This window comes from Bacillus cereus group sp. MS39 (assembly GCF_040448665.1).
Taxonomy (GTDB): domain Bacteria; phylum Bacillota; class Bacilli; order Bacillales; family Bacillaceae_G; genus Bacillus_A; species Bacillus_A wiedmannii.
This window is the reverse complement of the sequence record NZ_CP123058.1, coordinates 3,251,096-3,266,081: the sequence shown is the minus strand read 5'-3', so window position 1 is coordinate 3,266,081 and position 14,986 is coordinate 3,251,096. Positions and strand designations below refer to the sequence as shown.

Here is a 14,986-nt window from a genome sequence, read left to right as displayed (position 1 = left end):
ATATTTTACATGTGAAAGTAAAACCATTATCCTCAGTTGCAATGATGTGATCGTTTAAGTGAATGTCTATTTTGAAGCGTTTGTATATTAGAGTTTATGGTTATTATCTTTTATTTACGTAGTGGGGCAGGAAGAAGACGAAAAGTATCGAATGAATGTACATATGTAGCATTGTTTGCTTTTGGTGTGAATAGTAATAAAAGATACGTTGAAATATTTTAAACCGTAACAAAAGAGCGATTAAATAATAGAGGGAGCAACTTACATGGAAAATATATTAAAGGTATCTTCAAAATCAAAACCAAATTCAGTAGCAGGTGCAATAGCTGGTGTACTAAGAACAAGTGGCAATGTGGAAATTCAAGCGATTGGGGCGGGTTCTATAAATCAAGCGATTAAAGCAATTGCAATCGCAAGAGGATTTGTTGCTCCAAGTGGTATTGATTTGGCCTTTGTTCCAGCATTTCAAGAGGTTACTATTAATGATCAAGAAAGAACGGCGATTAAATTAATTGTAGGTCCTAGGAAGAGAAGGTCTTAAAAGAAAGTGTTGATATGAATAATTTGGAAAGGTTGATAGATAAAGTAATAAAAAGACCACTCTCATTTTTGAAGTGGTCTTTTGTATTTTCGTATTTCATATTGTGGATACGCCCCATATACTGAATTCGTAGTGGTATTCAGTGCGCTCAATAACAATCCCGAATTCTAAATCGTCCCCAACTAATACAAAATCTGCATATCCAGTTAGAAATCTTGATATGGTTGATAACGCTTCTAAATTCTCAAATACTTCAGCAATGTTCAGTTTAACTGCTTCAAATTTACCACCCTTAGAGAAAAAGAGTCTCCCTTGATTAACTGGAAATTTAATAGTTTTAGCTATTTCTTTTAACAATGCTATTGATAGTATTCTGTTTTCTTCACAAGGGGTAACTATTCAAACAGCACCTCAAGGATCAGGAGCTAATCAAATCCGCTTGAATGCTCAGAACATGACTTTATACGGCAGCAATCAGGCTCGTGGTTACTTTGGTTTTATTAACCGTACAGATAGTAATATTCAGTCTGCTCTAATCTTAGGTAATGATTATGCAAGTTCAGGAACCCTCAATGGTTCTTTAGTACTTGATCAAACTACAATTGCAGGTACTCAATGGACTAACTCAGTTGCTTCTATTGGAATTGTTACTGGTAGAAGTGGGAATGACATCTTGAAATCAAGTTACATTAATTTCTATCGTTACGATGGAGGAATGGAGCTCAAGTCTCAAGGTGAATTCAAGATTACGAATGATAACGGAAACGTGAACTTACATGCTAATGCTACAGGATCAACAACTGGTTTTATAAATTTAAGCGCTTCTAAGGATATTAACTTTACTTCTAAACGTGGCTATTTTAATTTCTACACAAGTGAGAATAAGTCATTCCCAGCAATGGTAATTAAAGATTTAGCTTCAACAAATCAAGGTGATGTAGATTTCAACTTTGCAAATCAGCTTACGCTTAGAGTGGCAAGGCATCCTGATTATGTGGGGGACGGATTGCAGATTAAAAATGGAACAGGAACTTCTTGGGGAAACATGAAACTAGGCATATTACGAACAATAGGGAACATTGGCTGTAATGCAGATGTGTATGCAAAGAATTTCATTAATACGTCTACACGGAAAGTTAAAACGAACATCGAAGATTTACCTTTCTCAGCACTAAAAAAAGTTAATAACTTAAGAATTAAACAATATAATTTAATCTCTGATGTTGAAAAATACAATGCAGGTGAAATTGATGTTTTACCTGTAAATTACGGTATGATTGCAGAAGATACTGATGAAGTATTCACAACAAAAGAAAAAGATGCAGTCACACTCTATGACTCTGTTTCTATTACAATGCAAGCGGTTTAAGAATTAGACTGGAAAGCAGACAATATGCAGTTTGATATTGGAATGTTAAAGCAAAAACTTGAAGGACAAAGACTTAAGGAGGTGGAACAAGAAAAACGAATAATGACTTTAGAAGAATTAGTAGGGAAATTGATAAATGAAACAACAACTAAAAATATAACACAAACAGAGCAGCCATAAGCTGTTTTTTATTTTGCACAAAATACGGCTTTTATAGATTAAGAGGGTCACAAAATGTGGTCCTCTATTTAATTTAAATAAGGAGGTAAAATAATGGATCGAATCGATGTATTATTAAAAGCTTTTATTGCAACTTTTGGTGCCTTCTGCGGGTACTTTTTGGGAGGATGGGATACAACATTGAAAATCTTAGTTACGATGGCAATCATTGACTATCTTACAGGAATGATTGCAGCAGGATATAACGGAGAGTTGAAAAGTAAAGTTGGATTCAAAGGCATCGCCAAAAAGGTGGTGCTTTTTCTTTTGGTTGGAGTGGCAACTCAATTAGATACAGCACTCGGAAGCAATTGTTCTATTTTCGACAATTTCAATATTCTTTTTAAGATATATTGATGTTTCAGCACAACATATTGATTACTCACCCAAATAGTCATAAGTGCAAGGCTTAAATTCCTGCGAATAGCAGCCAATTTAATATTATTGTCCTGCTTTTTCTAATGCTTCTTGACGTTGAAAAACATACTATGTAACAGTAAACGAAGCTAAAATAAGCCAATTCATAAGAATTGGCTTATTTTTCATACTTTAGATTCTTTGCTTCCCATATTAAAATTAATTCTCTTAACTCAGAAGTTTCAATTGTACATGAATAATCTTCATCTTCAACATAACGATTTGAGATATGTGTGAAATCTGGTTTTATTTCTAAGTCACAGGCATTCCCCCCGAATTTGGAGGATTCCTCCTTACCGTTTAACACTTGATCGATTTCTGTAATCCATGGTTCCGCGGTCCCGCCTTGTATATCAGAAGCTAAAAAATCTGCAACTATAGATATTTCTGAAGGTAATTTTATTAATAATGTATCATATGGGCCAACAATAAATTCATAATTATATTTCATTTTTCTTGCTCCTATCTTTTATAAATTGGAAATACCGATATAATTTTTCTATTTGGAGTAAGAAAAATTCTGATTTTCATCCCATTTGAAGTTACCCCAATATATGCATTACTTGAGCCAGTTTGAAATCTAGCATTTTCATAAGTTTCTTCAATAGTTTTTAAGACTTGTGTTCGACTCCAGTCATCTGGAAAAATATGGACGGTGCTAATTAGCAATTACGAAAGGGATATAGATAATGAGAGGCATATGAAATAATAAATAAAGCCGACTTCATATAGAAGCCAGCTACTTAAATTATTACAATTCTTTATTTTTCCCTTTTTTAAACTCCTTTTGTTTATCTAGCCAAATATGAATTAAGTCTACTAATTCAACCGTTTCTATCTCACAAAATTCACCCTTACCATCTTCGGCAAAATTGTCTAGGACAGTAGTTGTATCTTTCCGAATTTCTAAACCGCAAATGTTGCCATTTACTACTACGTAATCTTCTTTCCCATTTAAAACACTATGTATTTCTTCTAAAATCCAATCTCCAAATGCAGAAACTTCAACGCCTAAAAAAGTTTCAATAAGTTTAATTTCTTGAGGAAGCCTCATAACTAATTTTCCGTTGGTAAGTACTTCAAAGCTATATGGATATTTCATTACTATTGTACTCCTTTTCCTTTATACTAAAAATAAAATTTATTCCGATGGGAAAGCAGAGATGATTTTCCCATTTCCATCAATATACATGCTAATCCTTATACCATCTGAACCTATTCCTGAATATGTGTTACCAAATTCATAAGTTCTATTATTATATGCTTCATTTATATTATCTACAATCTTTTGTGGGCTCCAATCTTTAGGGAAAAATGTGGAGAATCCCCTATTTCCGCTTTTAGGGATTCCATTTACTTCTACCCTAGCTTTATAGACTCCTTGATCATTTACTACCTCTTTTGTTCCGCTAATTATTTTTCCAGGTGTATTCTCCAATACTTCACTATGATAACCCATTGCGTCACCACGCCAATTTATTTCACCCTCTAGGATATGTTTGGGTACATTTCCTCTGAATTTTTCTGTATGTTGTAAATTAGATATAATTTCTCTATTAGAAAGTGATGGAGTATGATTTTCTCCAACATGATTACCCCCACCAGAACTACTTTCACCTCTAGCTAATTGATAGCTTGATAGCTTTTCATGGGATTGTCTAAAATCAGACATATTAAATCTGGATCGTATACCATTTCCACCAGAGAAAGCATAAGAAACATCTTTTTTAAAAGATTGTAAAATTTCGGATGCTTGCTTCAATTCTTTTACTAGCGTTACGCCTTTAGCTAATGTACTTGCTCCACCTGCTCCTTTTGTGACGAGGCCTGCTCTACCTAGTCCCTTATCGAGAATTAGACCAATGCCTATTTGTGTTAATCCATAAGTAGTCCATTGTGTAATGCTCTCTGCATCTCCATCTATTATATCTCGTTTCACAGTACTTGAAAATGCATGCCACATATTTTTTGTCGTTTCATCCAAATGTAAAATCGCATATGTAACATTAATAAAAGTTCCTATATCCATATTGCTTAAAGTTTCCATGGACTTGATTTCATCTTCAACAGCTTTCCCTGTTCCGATTACAGTGCCATTCCACATCTTTTTTACTGTTTCGAACATTGTAACTACATCGTCTATCTTATCGTCCCAAGCCTTTCTAAACGGAGATTTCTTTTCTATCCTACCGCACATTTCTCCATCTTCAATTGAATTATCAGCCTGACGATTCCTATCTTCTGCAATCGCTTGAATAGAAGCCGCCCATTTCATATTCAACCCTTGTGTACTAAATGTACCACTAGCAGGACTAAAACCTTTCCCACTTTGGACTTCAGCAAGACCCGTCGCAATGATAGCGGCTAATTGAATTGCTGTATTATAGTTATTACTAGATGTTTGGTTGAACTGATACAAATGATCTAACTTTTCTTGAAGCTTGCGCCTCATGGCAATAAAAAGATTCGTCATAGCGTCCATACCCGGGATTGGCAAAGCTTGACTGATGGCTTCCATACTTGCCTTCATTCGGTCAATTTCTCGAATTTGTTCTAATATTTCATGTTCAATTACATCAGTTGAAGCTACCTGTGATTGAAATTGACTTGGAAAGGCATCATTCTGACGAATTAGTTCTTCACACAAGTAAATGATTCCTTGTGCTAATGGACGAAAGGTTTGTGCAAAGAATGCTTTTGCACTGCTATATGTTTGTCCTTGTAGAACAGTATCAATTGCAAAAGCATCAATCGACTGAATAGCTTGTTCCATACCTTGAATGGTAGCGGTACATACAGCGTTCATGCTTTGTGTTTGCGTATGTACTTCCCCTAGATACATATTCAAACTCATGAATTGACCTCCTTTGCTAGATTCTGTTTTTGATAGTAAAGGTCATTTTCTAAGTCACTAAGATTTCGTTTTTCCTTAAGTAATGTTTCTTTTTGATTTTCCAATTCGAAAGTAAGTTTTCGCTCAATATATTGTGCATCTTGACTCATATTCATAAAAAACAATGACATTTCTCTATCTCTATGCCAAGTTCCTAAAATACGGTCAAACAAACGATGGTTTTGATTTTTCCATACATGAAAATCCTCTTCTACTTGTTCCTGTGTTTGAATCGCAGATTGATTCCGATTCTGTTCTTCAAATACACTTCGTAATTTTTGATTTAATTGATTCATTTGTTTTTCAATATCTTGACTCATCTTTTTCCTCCTACCGTTTTACTTTACGTAGGTTATCACATTAGCGAAAAATATTTTGAAGTTCTTTATCCATTCTCTCAAACTCGTTAGCTACCGAATGAATATTATCAACCGCTTGTTGAAAGGCTACAGAAAATTGTTTCGTCAAATCTAAAACTTGTTGGCTCGCTTCTTGTGCTTTGGAGTTAACAGATAGTGTTGTACGCGTCGCCTTTGTTATAGAACGACTTGTTGCACTTTGAATCCTGTCAGCAGCTGATCCCATTTTCGTAGCAATTTGTGTTGCTGTTTGTAAATTACTTTGGAATTGTCCCATCGTATAAACCCTTTCTATATTTCTATGAACGTATTAAAGAAGGGGAGTGCCTAGTATGTATGTCCATTATCCTATTGTTCTTTATAGGAACCCTCCTGGAAAAATATCGCGGATATAATTATAACAATAAATGGTTAAATTTCCCTCAAAAAATGTATTTTACAACATATGTGTTTGTTATAGCTCTCAATAGGTAATCCACGATAATACCTATTTATCAAGGTGATTGTAATACAAAATTTATTGTGGGAATTTATGTTGAATGAATGGTTTTTAAAATGAAAATCGCCCTAGTACAGTTTAATTAAAAGGATATTATTTGCTCACATTTTGCTCGCAAATAATATAAAAAAACGCGAAAAAATATGAAATACCTCTTTGGAATAGAATATAATATAACAAATAAAAAGTGTCACAAATGCTTGTATAACAGGCATTTGTGGCACTTTTATAGTTTTATATAATATAAAACGAACAACCCTAAAACTGTTCATTCTTCTCCCAAGATTCTACAATATAATGTGCAATCGTCGGGTTGAATCCTTTCCCAACTAAAAACATAATTGCAGCAACTTCTGTTAAAGCGTGTTTGTGTGATGTGTGTTTTGCCTCATTTAAACCGTAATCTACCCAAGGTTTTACGAAATCTAGTACAGGTTTCTTTAAAGGTAAAAACTGTGTACCGACAAATTGTTGAATTTGTTGTTGTGTCGGTTCTGTAATTGGTCCAGGTGGTAAGATTTGTGGCTGTGTAATATCGAATGTTGGTCCAGGAGGTAAAATTTGAGGTTGCGTTGGATCAATTGTTGGTGGTTTAGGTGGTGAGACACGTGCGTCGTAGTTTGGTTGATACATTTGTTGTTGGTATTGCGGTTGTTGTGGCTGAGTTGGGTATGGGTTTTGTTGGTATTGTTGTTCTTCATTTTGTGGATATTCGTAACTTGGACGTGTGTCATATGGATTTTGCTGATATTGTTGTTCTTGATTTTGTGGTGCTACATATGGATTTTGCTGATATTGTTGTTCTTGATTTTGTGGTGCTACATATGGATTTTGTTGATATTGTTGTCCCTGATTTTGCGGCGCTGCATATGGATTTTGTGGATAATCACCTTCTTGATATTGCGGTGTTGCGTATGGATTTTGTTCATATTGTTGCTCTTGTTCTTCATATTGTTCTGTATACCTTTGTTCTTGTTGCTGAGGATAAAATGGTTGTTGTGGGTAGGGTGGTTGATTATTATAGAACATACTTATTCCTCCTTCATGATGATGCCTACCACCTAGTGTATGGGCGGACAAGAAAATATGTGATGAAAAAATGCGGGCGTGTTACAATAAGTAACTGGGTGAAGATAAAATGACAAAACAAGAAAAGATTCAAAAAACAATTACTTTTGTAAAACATATTTTAGAAAAAGATGCGAGTGGGCATGATTGGTATCATATTGAGCGCGTACATAAACTGGCGATTTCTTTATCCGAGCAAGAAGGGGGAAATCGTTTTATAATTGAAATGGCAGCATTACTTCACGATGTGGCAGATGAGAAGCTAAATGAGAGTGAAGAAGCAGGAATGAAAAAAGTTTCTGATTGGTTAGAAGAGTTACATGTGGAAGAAGAGGAAAGCAAACATGTTCTTCATATCATCGCCAACATGTCTTATAAGGGTGGTCATGGTGGCAAAGTGAAGTCACTTGAAGGGGAGATTGTTCAAGATGCGGATCGCTTAGATGCTCTTGGAGCAATTGGAATAGCTCGCACATTTGCGTATGGTGGAGCAAAAGGGAGATTAATGTATGATCCAACTATTCCTCCGCGTGAAGTGATGACGAAAGATGAATATAGAAAAAATAACGATCCATCTTTAAATCATTTTTATGAAAAACTTTTGAAACTAAAAGACTTAATGAACACGAACGCAGCAAAACAAGAGGCTGAAGTTCGTCATCGTTATATGGAACAGTTTATTGAACAATTTATGAAAGAGTGGAATGCACAAATATGAAAATGTTAACTGTGGAAAACTTATCGAAATCATACGGAGAAAAACCGTTATTTGATGGATTATCATGTAGTATTACAGAAGGACAACGTGTCGGAATTATTGGTGTAAACGGTACTGGTAAATCGACATTATTAAAAATTATTGCAGGGTTAGAAATTCCTGATATAGGTGATATGACGCATTCACGTGGGTATACAATTAGTTATTTATCACAGCAACCAGAGTTTGATGAAAAGCTTACTGTATTAGAGCAAGTGTTCCATGGTGATACACCTTTAATTCGTCTTCTTCGTGATTATGAACAATCGTTATTAAATATCGAAAAAGATCCAAGTAATGAAAAAGTACAGGAACAATTATTTGCAGTGCAGCAACGTATGGATGCGATGAGTGCATGGGAAGCAAATGCGAATGCAAAATCGTTATTAACGAAATTAGGAATTACAGATTTCACTGCAATTGTTGGGAATTTATCTGGTGGACAGAAAAAACGTATCGCAATGGCACAATGTTTTATTGAAACACCTGATCTATTAATTTTAGACGAGCCTACGAACCATCTGGACCATGAGACAGTGGAATGGTTAGAAGAATATTTAGCAAGATATACAGGTGCTGTATTACTTGTAACCCATGATCGTTATTTCTTAGATCGTGTAACGAATCGTATTTTCGAATTAGATAATGGAAAGCTATATAGTTATGAAGGAAACTATAGCACGTTTTTAGAAGCGAAAGCTTTGCGTGAGGAGCAAGAAATTGCGCAAGAATCAAAACGTCAAAACTTATATCGTCGTGAACTAGCGTGGATCCGCCGTGGTGCAAAAGCCCGTTCGACAAAGCAAAAAGCACGTATTCAACGATTTGATGAGCTAAAGGGTCAAGAAGGACCAGCTGCAAAACAGTCAGTTGATATTGCACTTAGCGGTAGCCGCCTTGGGAAAAAAGTACTTGAGTTAAAAGATGTAACGAAAAAATTCGGTGATAAAACGGTATTACACAACTTTAATCATATTGTGAAACCAGGAGATCGTATCGGAATCATTGGAGCGAATGGAAGTGGGAAATCTTCTCTTTTAAATATGCTTGCAGGTAAGCTATCTCCTGATAGTGGTGAAGTTGAAGTAGGGCAAACTGTAAAAGTTGCTTATTATACGCAAGAAAATGAAGAGATGAATTTAAATCAGCGTATGATTGAATACATTAAAGAGATTGCAGAAGTTATTCATACGACAGACGGAAAAGTAATTGGTGCATCTCAAATGCTAGAACGTTTCTTATTCCCGACGCATTCACATGGCACACCGCTTGGTAAACTATCTGGTGGCGAGAGAAGACGTTTATACTTATTACGTATATTAATGGGGGAACCGAACGTACTATTACTGGATGAGCCTACGAATGATTTAGATACACAAACATTAACAGTGTTAGAAGATTATTTAGAAGATTTTCCAGGTGTCGTTTTAACTGTATCGCATGATCGTTATTTCTTAGATAAAGTAGTAGATGAGTTGTTCATCTTTGCGGGAGAAGGAGAAGTGCGCGAATTTCTAGGGAGTTATACGGATTATTTAGAAATGGAAAAAACGAGAGAACTTATTGAGAAAGCGGAAGTGCAGAAAGAGAAAAAAGTGGTAGAAGAAGCTCCGAAACAACAACGTAAACGTAAACTTTCATACAATGAGCAGCGTGAATGGGAAACAATTGAAGATACAATTGCCGAACTAGAAGAGAAAATTGAGTCAATTGGAGAAGAACTTGCGAAAGTTGGATCTGACTTCACAAAGGCACAAGAATTATCTGAAGCACAGCAGAAAACAGAAGAAGAGCTAGAAAAAACGATGGAAAGATGGAGTGAACTATCAGACATCGTTGAAGGATTAAAATAAAAACAAGCTGCATATATTGAAAAGTAAAGAGAAAAACTTTACACTATTGGTAGAACCTATTTTAGGAGGGAAAAAATGAGAACATCTAATCCAATGTTGAAAAAAGAGGCATTCCGTAAAGAGGGAGCAAGCGCTTCTGCGATGACGATTGGCGGAACAGTAGGCAAAACGTTTATTATGCTTATCTTGCTACTTGCAACGTCTGTCTATTCATACATACAAATGATGCAGGGGACGATGAAGATGCCTGTATTAATTGGTGCTTTAATCGTTGCGGCAATCATCGCATTTGCGTCTATGTTCTTCCCGCGTATTTCACCTTTTGGTGCACCAATCTATGCAGCGGTAGAAGGGGTTGTATTAGGTAGTATTTCAGCGGTTTATACAATGAAATTTGGCGATTCTATCGTTTTAAATGCTGTATTACTAACAATCTCAATTCTATTTGCAATGTTAGTGTTATATGCAACACGCGTAGTAAAGGTAACGGATAAATTCCGTACAGGCGTGATGGCAGCAACACTTGGAATTATGGTTATGTATTTAGTCGTATTTCTATTAAACATGTTTGGTGTAACTGTTCCATACATTCACCAAGGCGGTACAATCGGTATTATTATTAGTGCAGTTGTTATTGTAGTTGCTGCATTAAACTTATTACTAGATTTCGATTTAATCGAAAATGGTGTACGTAGTCAAGCTCCGAAATATATGGAGTGGTACACTGCGATGGGACTAATGCTTACATTAGTTTGGTTATACTTAGAAATTCTTCGTTTCGTTTCTTACTTTACGAAAAATGACTAATAAAAAAATCCTGCATGAAAAATGCAGGATTTTTTTATTTTCAAAGATTTTAATCAGTGGGGCTGTTACTGCCCGTTAATGCGGGATAAATTGAAGGTATGGTATAATATGGATGGTGATAGTTTGAATTGAAGGGGATGGCATATGATGAAAGAGAAGAAAGGGATTATGAAAAAACTATTTTCTAAAAGTTTTTTCATAGAACTAGATGAAGCTTTAACATATCCGTCAGCAGAAGTTATTACTTCAGCAATAGAAGGATATGCGGCTGAATGTAATAAAAAACTAAAATTTGAGAGTAAAGTTAAACCGATTACTTTTTACTTAGAAAATGTAATGTACCGCGTTGAAATAAAGATGGCTCGCGGTGGATATTACATATCATGTAGTGAAGTATAAATTTTGAAACCTTACATGTTTAAAATATGTAAGGTTTCTTTTTTGTTTTTATTAGATATAAAATAATATTTTTCACTTTAAAATATATTATTTTACGCTTTTTACCCTTCAAACATTTTTCTTTACAATGAAGAAAAATATGTGAGGTGGTATAACTTATGATGAATCGAGTTGTATTAATCGGTAGATTGACAAAGGAGCCAGAATTATACTACACAAAGCAAGGCGTCGCTTATGCACGAGTATGTGTTGCGGTGAATAGAGGTTTTCGAAATAGTTTAGGTGAGCAACAAGTAGATTTTATTAATTGTGTCGTTTGGCGAAGAGCGGCTGAGAATGTAACTGAATATTGTACGAAGGGGTCTCTTGTTGGAATTACCGGGCGTATTCATACGAGTAATTACGAGGATGATCAAGGTAAGAGAATATATAAAACGGAAGTTGTAATTGAGAGCATTACATTTTTGGAGAGAAGGCGGGAGGGCGCATCGCAATAAGAGGGGACTTTAAACAATGGGTTTGGGGCAATTAGGTTGAAAGATAAAGTGTGATGATGGAAAGAAATCAGCAAAATAAAGCATCCGAGTAGGTTTAGAAAGGTGGAACATGTTACAATACACCTAAGAACATGCAATAAAGGAGAGTTTTTTACGTGAAGATTAAAGCAATTGAACCGACGCCAAGTCCAAATACAATGAAAGTTATTTTGAATGAAGTATTACCATCAGGAGCGCGTAATAATTATACAAATGAAAATAAAGAGCAAGCACCAATGCAAGTGCAAGAAATTTTGAAAATTGAAGGCATTAAAGGTGTATATCATGTAGCCGACTTTTTAGCGGTGGAGCGAAATGCAAAGTATGACTGGAAAGTTTTATTACAACAAGTTCGTGCTGTTTTCGGCGAAGAGGTAGTAGAAGAGAGTGAAGAACAACAACTTGCTCATTTTGGAGAAGTGAAAGTGTTTGTTCAAATGTTCTTTACAATTCCAATGCAAGTAAAGTTAACAGATGGAACAACAGAAGAACGTGTTGGTTTACCAGATCGTTTTAAAGAATCAATTATGAAAGTTCAAATGTCTGCACCAAACGTTGTAAAAGAACGTAAATGGGTGGAACAAAGTACACGTTACGGTAATTTTGAAGAAATCGGGAAAGAAGTAGTGGAAGAGATTGTTGCTGCTTATTCAGAAGAACGTGTAAATGAAACAGTTAAAGAATTATTAAACCAGGCAGGTGCTGTTGAAGTAACGATTCAAAAGCGTGAGCCGTATAAAGTAACAGTAGAGATGATGAAAGATGCTGACTGGAAAAATCGTTTTGCAGCATTAGAGCAAATGGATCCTACTGAAGAAGATATGCCAGTGTTGAAGATGGCGTTAGATGATGAAAAAGTTTCAATCCGCCGTTTAGCAACAGCGTATTTAGGTATGGTAAAAGGTGATGGGGTATTGCCGTTATTATATAAAGCGTTATTAGATCGTTCAGTAAGTGTTCGCCGTACAGCGGGCGATTGCTTATCAGACGTAGGTGATCCAGCAGCGATGTTCGTTATGATTAAATCTCTGAAAGATTCAAGTAAATTAGTACGCTGGCGTGCAGCAATGTTCTTATTTGAACTTGGAGATGAAAGTGCGATTCCTGCATTAAAAGCAGCGCAAGATGATCCGGAGTTTGAAGTAGCGATGCAAGCGCGTCTAGCATTAGAGCGTATTGAAGGCGGAGAAGAAGCAAAAGGTTCTGTATGGAAACAAATGACGGAGTCTCGTAAAGGGGAATAATGTATGATTGTTTTCTATGATAGTTGGTGCCCGATGTGTACGGCGGTTGCAGAACGTACGAAAAAACTAGATAAAAAGGGTAAGATGCAATTTGTTTCATTTCGAGATGAAGATGTAGTTGAGAAGTATGAACTTTCTCAAGAACTACAAAGCAAGATGGAACAAAGATTGTATATTTTAAAAAATAATAAGTGGTATGACGGGATTCATAGCATACATGTATTAGCAAAGTCCGTTCCATCTTATTGGTTTGCCGTTCCATTTATAAAACTGTCTATCGTACTTGGATTTGGAAGTAAAGTATACGATTATATCGCTAACAATAGAAAACTTGTCCCAGTTGGACATTGCCGCGGTGGGGTTTGTGAAATCCCTACAAAAAAATGAAATCATCGTTATCTTTCTTTTGCACCTAGTAATAGAGCGTGATATGATGAATTTGGAATGAAAGTTGAAGGAGAGATTACACGATGTCAAATGCTTATGAAGAATACATGCGCCAAATGGTAATCCCAATGCGTCAAGAATTAGTGCGTTCTGGGTTTGAAGAGTTAACTACAGAAGAAGCTGTAACAGAATTTATGGAAAACACGGCAGGTACAACTTTAGTAGTTGTAAACTCAGTTTGTGGTTGTGCAGCTGGTTTAGCACGTCCATCAGCAGGTCAAGCAGTTGTTCGTGCTGAAAAACAACCTGATCATCTTGTAACTGTATTCGCAGGCCAAGATAAAGATGCTACTGCAAAAATGCGTGAATACTTCGGAGAAATTCCTCCATCTTCACCATCTATGGCATTATTAAAAGGAAAAGAAGTTGTTCACTTCATTCACCGTCATGAAATTGAAGGTGCAACTATGGACGAAATTATTACGAACTTAGAACAAGCTTTCGAAAAGAATTGCTAAAGAAGGGGGAGAGTAAATCTCCCTCTTTTCTTTATATAGAGGTGAAAAAATGATTGTAACAACAGCAGGAAGAACAAACAAAGAAATGACAGATTATGCAAATAAGGTAGCAGCAGAATTAAATCGTTCTTTCGTTAAACGTAATGACATACCAGTACATAAACTACATGAGCAGTATGAACAAGATGTACTTGTTGTAGGGAAAAATCGATTAGCTATTTATCCGAGAGGAACGGAAGAGTCATTTTTCTTTCATCCAAACTCAGCGATGTTTCGTGTAAAAAGGTTAATGCGCGGAGAACACGATCCGTTTGTACAAGCCACGCAATTAGAGAGCGGGATGACAGTATTAGATTGTACGCTCGGTATGGCATCAGATAGTATTGTAGCTAGTTATATTGTTGGTAAAAGCGGAAAAGTAACGGGACTTGAAGGCAATGAGTATATGGCTTATATTATGGAAAATGGTTTGAAAACATGGTCTTCAACTGTTTCTGAAATTGATGAGGCAATGCAACGAATCGATGTGAAGCAAACGGAGCATTACGCATTTTTAACACAATGTGAAGACGATAGTTATGATGTCGTGTACCTTGATCCGATGTTTGAAGAAACTGTTATAGAATCAGATGGAATAAAAGGATTAAAACACTTCGCTTTGTATCATGATATTACTGACGAAACAATTGCGGAAGCCAGGCGTGTGGCGAGAAAGCGTGTCGTTCTGAAAGATCATTTCCGTAGTTCTAGATTTGAAAAACATAATTTTCACGTATACAAAAGAAAAAGTGCTAAGTTTCACTTTGGTGTAATTGACCCTTGCTAATTGTTTGAAAAGATGTATAATAAGCAATAATTAATTAAATATACTGTCTGTGATGAAGAGAGTAGTCTTTTTTTGGAAGGAAAGCGAGCTAGGGATGGTGTGAGCCTAGTGCGGAAGAAAAAGATGAAGCGCACTTCGGAGATGCTTCTTGAACGAATAGTAGAGTAAACCGAGGCCCCCTGTCCTCGTTATAAACGGGAAAGTGGTTCGTAATGAACAACAAGGGTGGTACCACGGGTTAAAACTCGTCTCTTTTTTAGAGACGAGTTTTTTGTGTTTTAAAAATTAAGGAGG

General features: G+C 35.8%; 19 protein-coding genes, 2 pseudogenes and 1 other annotated feature. Of the genes and pseudogenes, 13 read left to right on the top strand and 8 right to left on the bottom strand.

The features are described 5' to 3' along the window. Positions 1-265: 265 nt before the first annotated feature. A complete protein-coding gene (gene spoVS, locus QEP67_RS17075; protein WP_000427789.1) occupies positions 266-541 on the top strand; it encodes a stage V sporulation protein SpoVS in 276 nt (91 codons plus the stop codon). 96 nt (positions 542-637) lie between these two features. Here spoVS and QEP67_RS17070 read toward each other — a convergent pair. Beyond that, a pseudogene (locus QEP67_RS17070) lies at positions 638-925 on the bottom strand (hypothetical protein); the annotation flags it as partial. 55 nt (positions 926-980) lie between these two features. On the opposite strand from QEP67_RS17070, the gene QEP67_RS17065 reads away from it, so the two are divergent. The 3 genes and pseudogenes from QEP67_RS17065 to QEP67_RS17055 all read left to right on the top strand — a co-directional run. Next, entirely contained in the window at positions 981-1,910 is a 930-nt protein-coding gene (locus QEP67_RS17065; RefSeq protein WP_353706329.1) for a tail fiber domain-containing protein, read from the top strand. Between the two features lie 24 nt (positions 1,911-1,934). Continuing rightward, entirely contained in the window at positions 1,935-2,090 is a 156-nt protein-coding gene (locus tag QEP67_RS17060; RefSeq protein ID WP_353706328.1) for a hypothetical protein, read from the top strand. A 93-nt stretch (positions 2,091-2,183) separates the two neighbouring features. Further along, positions 2,184-2,450: pseudogene (locus tag QEP67_RS17055) on the top strand (phage holin family protein); the annotation flags it as partial. Between the two features lie 214 nt (positions 2,451-2,664). Here QEP67_RS17055 and QEP67_RS17050 read toward each other — a convergent pair. From QEP67_RS17050 to QEP67_RS17020, 7 genes are all read right to left on the bottom strand, one after another. Next, positions 2,665-2,997: a hypothetical protein gene (locus QEP67_RS17050; protein WP_002192697.1), complete on the bottom strand. Its 333-nt coding sequence runs from the start codon at positions 2,995-2,997 to the stop codon at positions 2,665-2,667. Between the two features lie 11 nt (positions 2,998-3,008). Further along, positions 3,009-3,215: an EndoU domain-containing protein gene (locus tag QEP67_RS17045; protein WP_074651027.1), complete on the bottom strand. Its 207-nt coding sequence runs from the start codon at positions 3,213-3,215 to the stop codon at positions 3,009-3,011. 82 nt (positions 3,216-3,297) lie between these two features. Then, on the bottom strand, positions 3,298-3,648 hold the full coding sequence (locus QEP67_RS17040; RefSeq protein WP_000877043.1) for a type II toxin-antitoxin system toxin: 351 nt from the start codon (positions 3,646-3,648) through the stop codon (positions 3,298-3,300). Positions 3,649-3,687: 39 nt separating this feature from the next. Next, on the bottom strand, positions 3,688-5,400 hold the full coding sequence (locus tag QEP67_RS17035; protein WP_048566495.1) for an EndoU domain-containing protein: 1,713 nt from the start codon (positions 5,398-5,400) through the stop codon (positions 3,688-3,690). Continuing rightward, positions 5,397-5,759, bottom strand: coding sequence for a DUF3958 family protein (locus tag QEP67_RS17030; protein ID WP_000076133.1), 363 nt, complete (start codon positions 5,757-5,759; stop codon positions 5,397-5,399). Before QEP67_RS17030 ends, QEP67_RS17035 begins: the two co-directional genes overlap by 4 nt. Positions 5,760-5,799: 40 nt before the next feature. Continuing rightward, positions 5,800-6,075, bottom strand: a complete 276-nt coding sequence (locus QEP67_RS17025) for a TIGR04197 family type VII secretion effector (RefSeq protein ID WP_000529662.1) — start codon at positions 6,073-6,075, stop codon at positions 5,800-5,802. Between the two features lie 480 nt (positions 6,076-6,555). Beyond that, entirely contained in the window at positions 6,556-7,326 is a 771-nt protein-coding gene (locus QEP67_RS17020) for a hypothetical protein (protein WP_048566494.1), read from the bottom strand. 109 nt (positions 7,327-7,435) lie between these two features. On the opposite strand from QEP67_RS17020, the gene QEP67_RS17015 reads away from it, so the two are divergent. The 9 genes from QEP67_RS17015 to QEP67_RS16975 all read left to right on the top strand — a co-directional run bounded on the left by QEP67_RS17015 (position 7,436) and on the right by QEP67_RS16975 (position 14,692). Beyond that, positions 7,436-8,083 carry an HD domain-containing protein gene (locus QEP67_RS17015; protein WP_000165959.1) on the top strand — a complete coding sequence of 216 codons (648 nt, stop codon included), beginning with the start codon at positions 7,436-7,438 and terminating at the stop codon, positions 8,081-8,083. Then, on the top strand, positions 8,080-9,975 hold the full coding sequence (locus tag QEP67_RS17010) for an ABC-F family ATP-binding cassette domain-containing protein (protein WP_000783162.1): 1,896 nt from the start codon (positions 8,080-8,082) through the stop codon (positions 9,973-9,975). Before QEP67_RS17015 ends, QEP67_RS17010 begins: the two co-directional genes overlap by 4 nt. A gap of 75 nt (positions 9,976-10,050) precedes the next feature. Then, a complete protein-coding gene (locus tag QEP67_RS17005) occupies positions 10,051-10,782 on the top strand; it encodes a Bax inhibitor-1/YccA family protein (RefSeq protein WP_001260655.1) in 732 nt (243 codons plus the stop codon). Between the two features lie 144 nt (positions 10,783-10,926). Beyond that, entirely contained in the window at positions 10,927-11,181 is a 255-nt protein-coding gene (locus tag QEP67_RS17000; protein WP_000975132.1) for a DUF4318 domain-containing protein, read from the top strand. A 158-nt stretch (positions 11,182-11,339) separates the two neighbouring features. Then, positions 11,340-11,678, top strand: a complete 339-nt coding sequence (locus tag QEP67_RS16995; RefSeq protein WP_000982032.1) for a single-stranded DNA-binding protein — start codon at positions 11,340-11,342, stop codon at positions 11,676-11,678. Between the two features lie 155 nt (positions 11,679-11,833). Further along, the gene (locus tag QEP67_RS16990) at positions 11,834-12,961 is read left to right on the top strand and encodes a conserved virulence factor C family protein (RefSeq protein ID WP_000692585.1); all 1,128 of its coding nucleotides are present in this window, start codon (positions 11,834-11,836) and stop codon (positions 12,959-12,961) included. 3 nt (positions 12,962-12,964) lie between these two features. Further along, positions 12,965-13,348 carry a DUF393 domain-containing protein gene (locus QEP67_RS16985; protein ID WP_000634892.1) on the top strand — a complete coding sequence of 128 codons (384 nt, stop codon included), beginning with the start codon at positions 12,965-12,967 and terminating at the stop codon, positions 13,346-13,348. An 83-nt stretch (positions 13,349-13,431) separates the two neighbouring features. Next, complete coding sequence (locus QEP67_RS16980) at positions 13,432-13,866, top strand: BrxA/BrxB family bacilliredoxin (protein ID WP_000063705.1); 435 nt, start codon at positions 13,432-13,434, stop codon at positions 13,864-13,866. A gap of 49 nt (positions 13,867-13,915) precedes the next feature. Then, entirely contained in the window at positions 13,916-14,692 is a 777-nt protein-coding gene (locus QEP67_RS16975) for a class I SAM-dependent methyltransferase (protein ID WP_000637462.1), read from the top strand. 40 nt (positions 14,693-14,732) lie between these two features. Beyond that, positions 14,733-14,948, top strand: a binding site (T-box leader). The last annotated feature ends 38 nt before the right edge of the window (positions 14,949-14,986 follow it).

What these genes read in the sequence shown, in the direction of transcription:
- spoVS (WP_000427789.1), top strand. Translation starts at nt 266, where the DNA reads ATGGAAAATATATTAAAGGTATCTTCAAAATCAAAACCAAATTCAGTA.
- QEP67_RS17060 (WP_353706328.1), top strand. Translation starts at nt 1,935, where the DNA reads ATGCAGTTTGATATTGGAATGTTAAAGCAAAAACTTGAAGGACAAAGA.
- QEP67_RS17050 (WP_002192697.1), bottom strand. Translation starts at nt 2,997, where the DNA reads ATGAAATATAATTATGAATTTATTGTTGGCCCATATGATACATTATTA.
- QEP67_RS17040 (WP_000877043.1), bottom strand. Translation starts at nt 3,648, where the DNA reads ATGAAATATCCATATAGCTTTGAAGTACTTACCAACGGAAAATTAGTT.
- QEP67_RS17035 (WP_048566495.1), bottom strand. Translation starts at nt 5,400, where the DNA reads ATGAGTTTGAATATGTATCTAGGGGAAGTACATACGCAAACACAAAGC.
- QEP67_RS17030 (WP_000076133.1), bottom strand. Translation starts at nt 5,759, where the DNA reads ATGAGTCAAGATATTGAAAAACAAATGAATCAATTAAATCAAAAATTA.
- QEP67_RS17025 (WP_000529662.1), bottom strand. Translation starts at nt 6,075, where the DNA reads ATGGGACAATTCCAAAGTAATTTACAAACAGCAACACAAATTGCTACG.
- QEP67_RS17020 (WP_048566494.1), bottom strand. Translation starts at nt 7,326, where the DNA reads ATGTTCTATAATAATCAACCACCCTACCCACAACAACCATTTTATCCT.
- QEP67_RS17015 (WP_000165959.1), top strand. Translation starts at nt 7,436, where the DNA reads ATGACAAAACAAGAAAAGATTCAAAAAACAATTACTTTTGTAAAACAT.
- QEP67_RS17010 (WP_000783162.1), top strand. Translation starts at nt 8,080, where the DNA reads ATGAAAATGTTAACTGTGGAAAACTTATCGAAATCATACGGAGAAAAA.
- QEP67_RS17005 (WP_001260655.1), top strand. Translation starts at nt 10,051, where the DNA reads ATGAGAACATCTAATCCAATGTTGAAAAAAGAGGCATTCCGTAAAGAG.
- QEP67_RS17000 (WP_000975132.1), top strand. Translation starts at nt 10,927, where the DNA reads ATGATGAAAGAGAAGAAAGGGATTATGAAAAAACTATTTTCTAAAAGT.
- QEP67_RS16995 (WP_000982032.1), top strand. Translation starts at nt 11,340, where the DNA reads ATGATGAATCGAGTTGTATTAATCGGTAGATTGACAAAGGAGCCAGAA.
- QEP67_RS16985 (WP_000634892.1), top strand. Translation starts at nt 12,965, where the DNA reads ATGATTGTTTTCTATGATAGTTGGTGCCCGATGTGTACGGCGGTTGCA.
- QEP67_RS16980 (WP_000063705.1), top strand. Translation starts at nt 13,432, where the DNA reads ATGTCAAATGCTTATGAAGAATACATGCGCCAAATGGTAATCCCAATG.
- QEP67_RS16975 (WP_000637462.1), top strand. Translation starts at nt 13,916, where the DNA reads ATGATTGTAACAACAGCAGGAAGAACAAACAAAGAAATGACAGATTAT.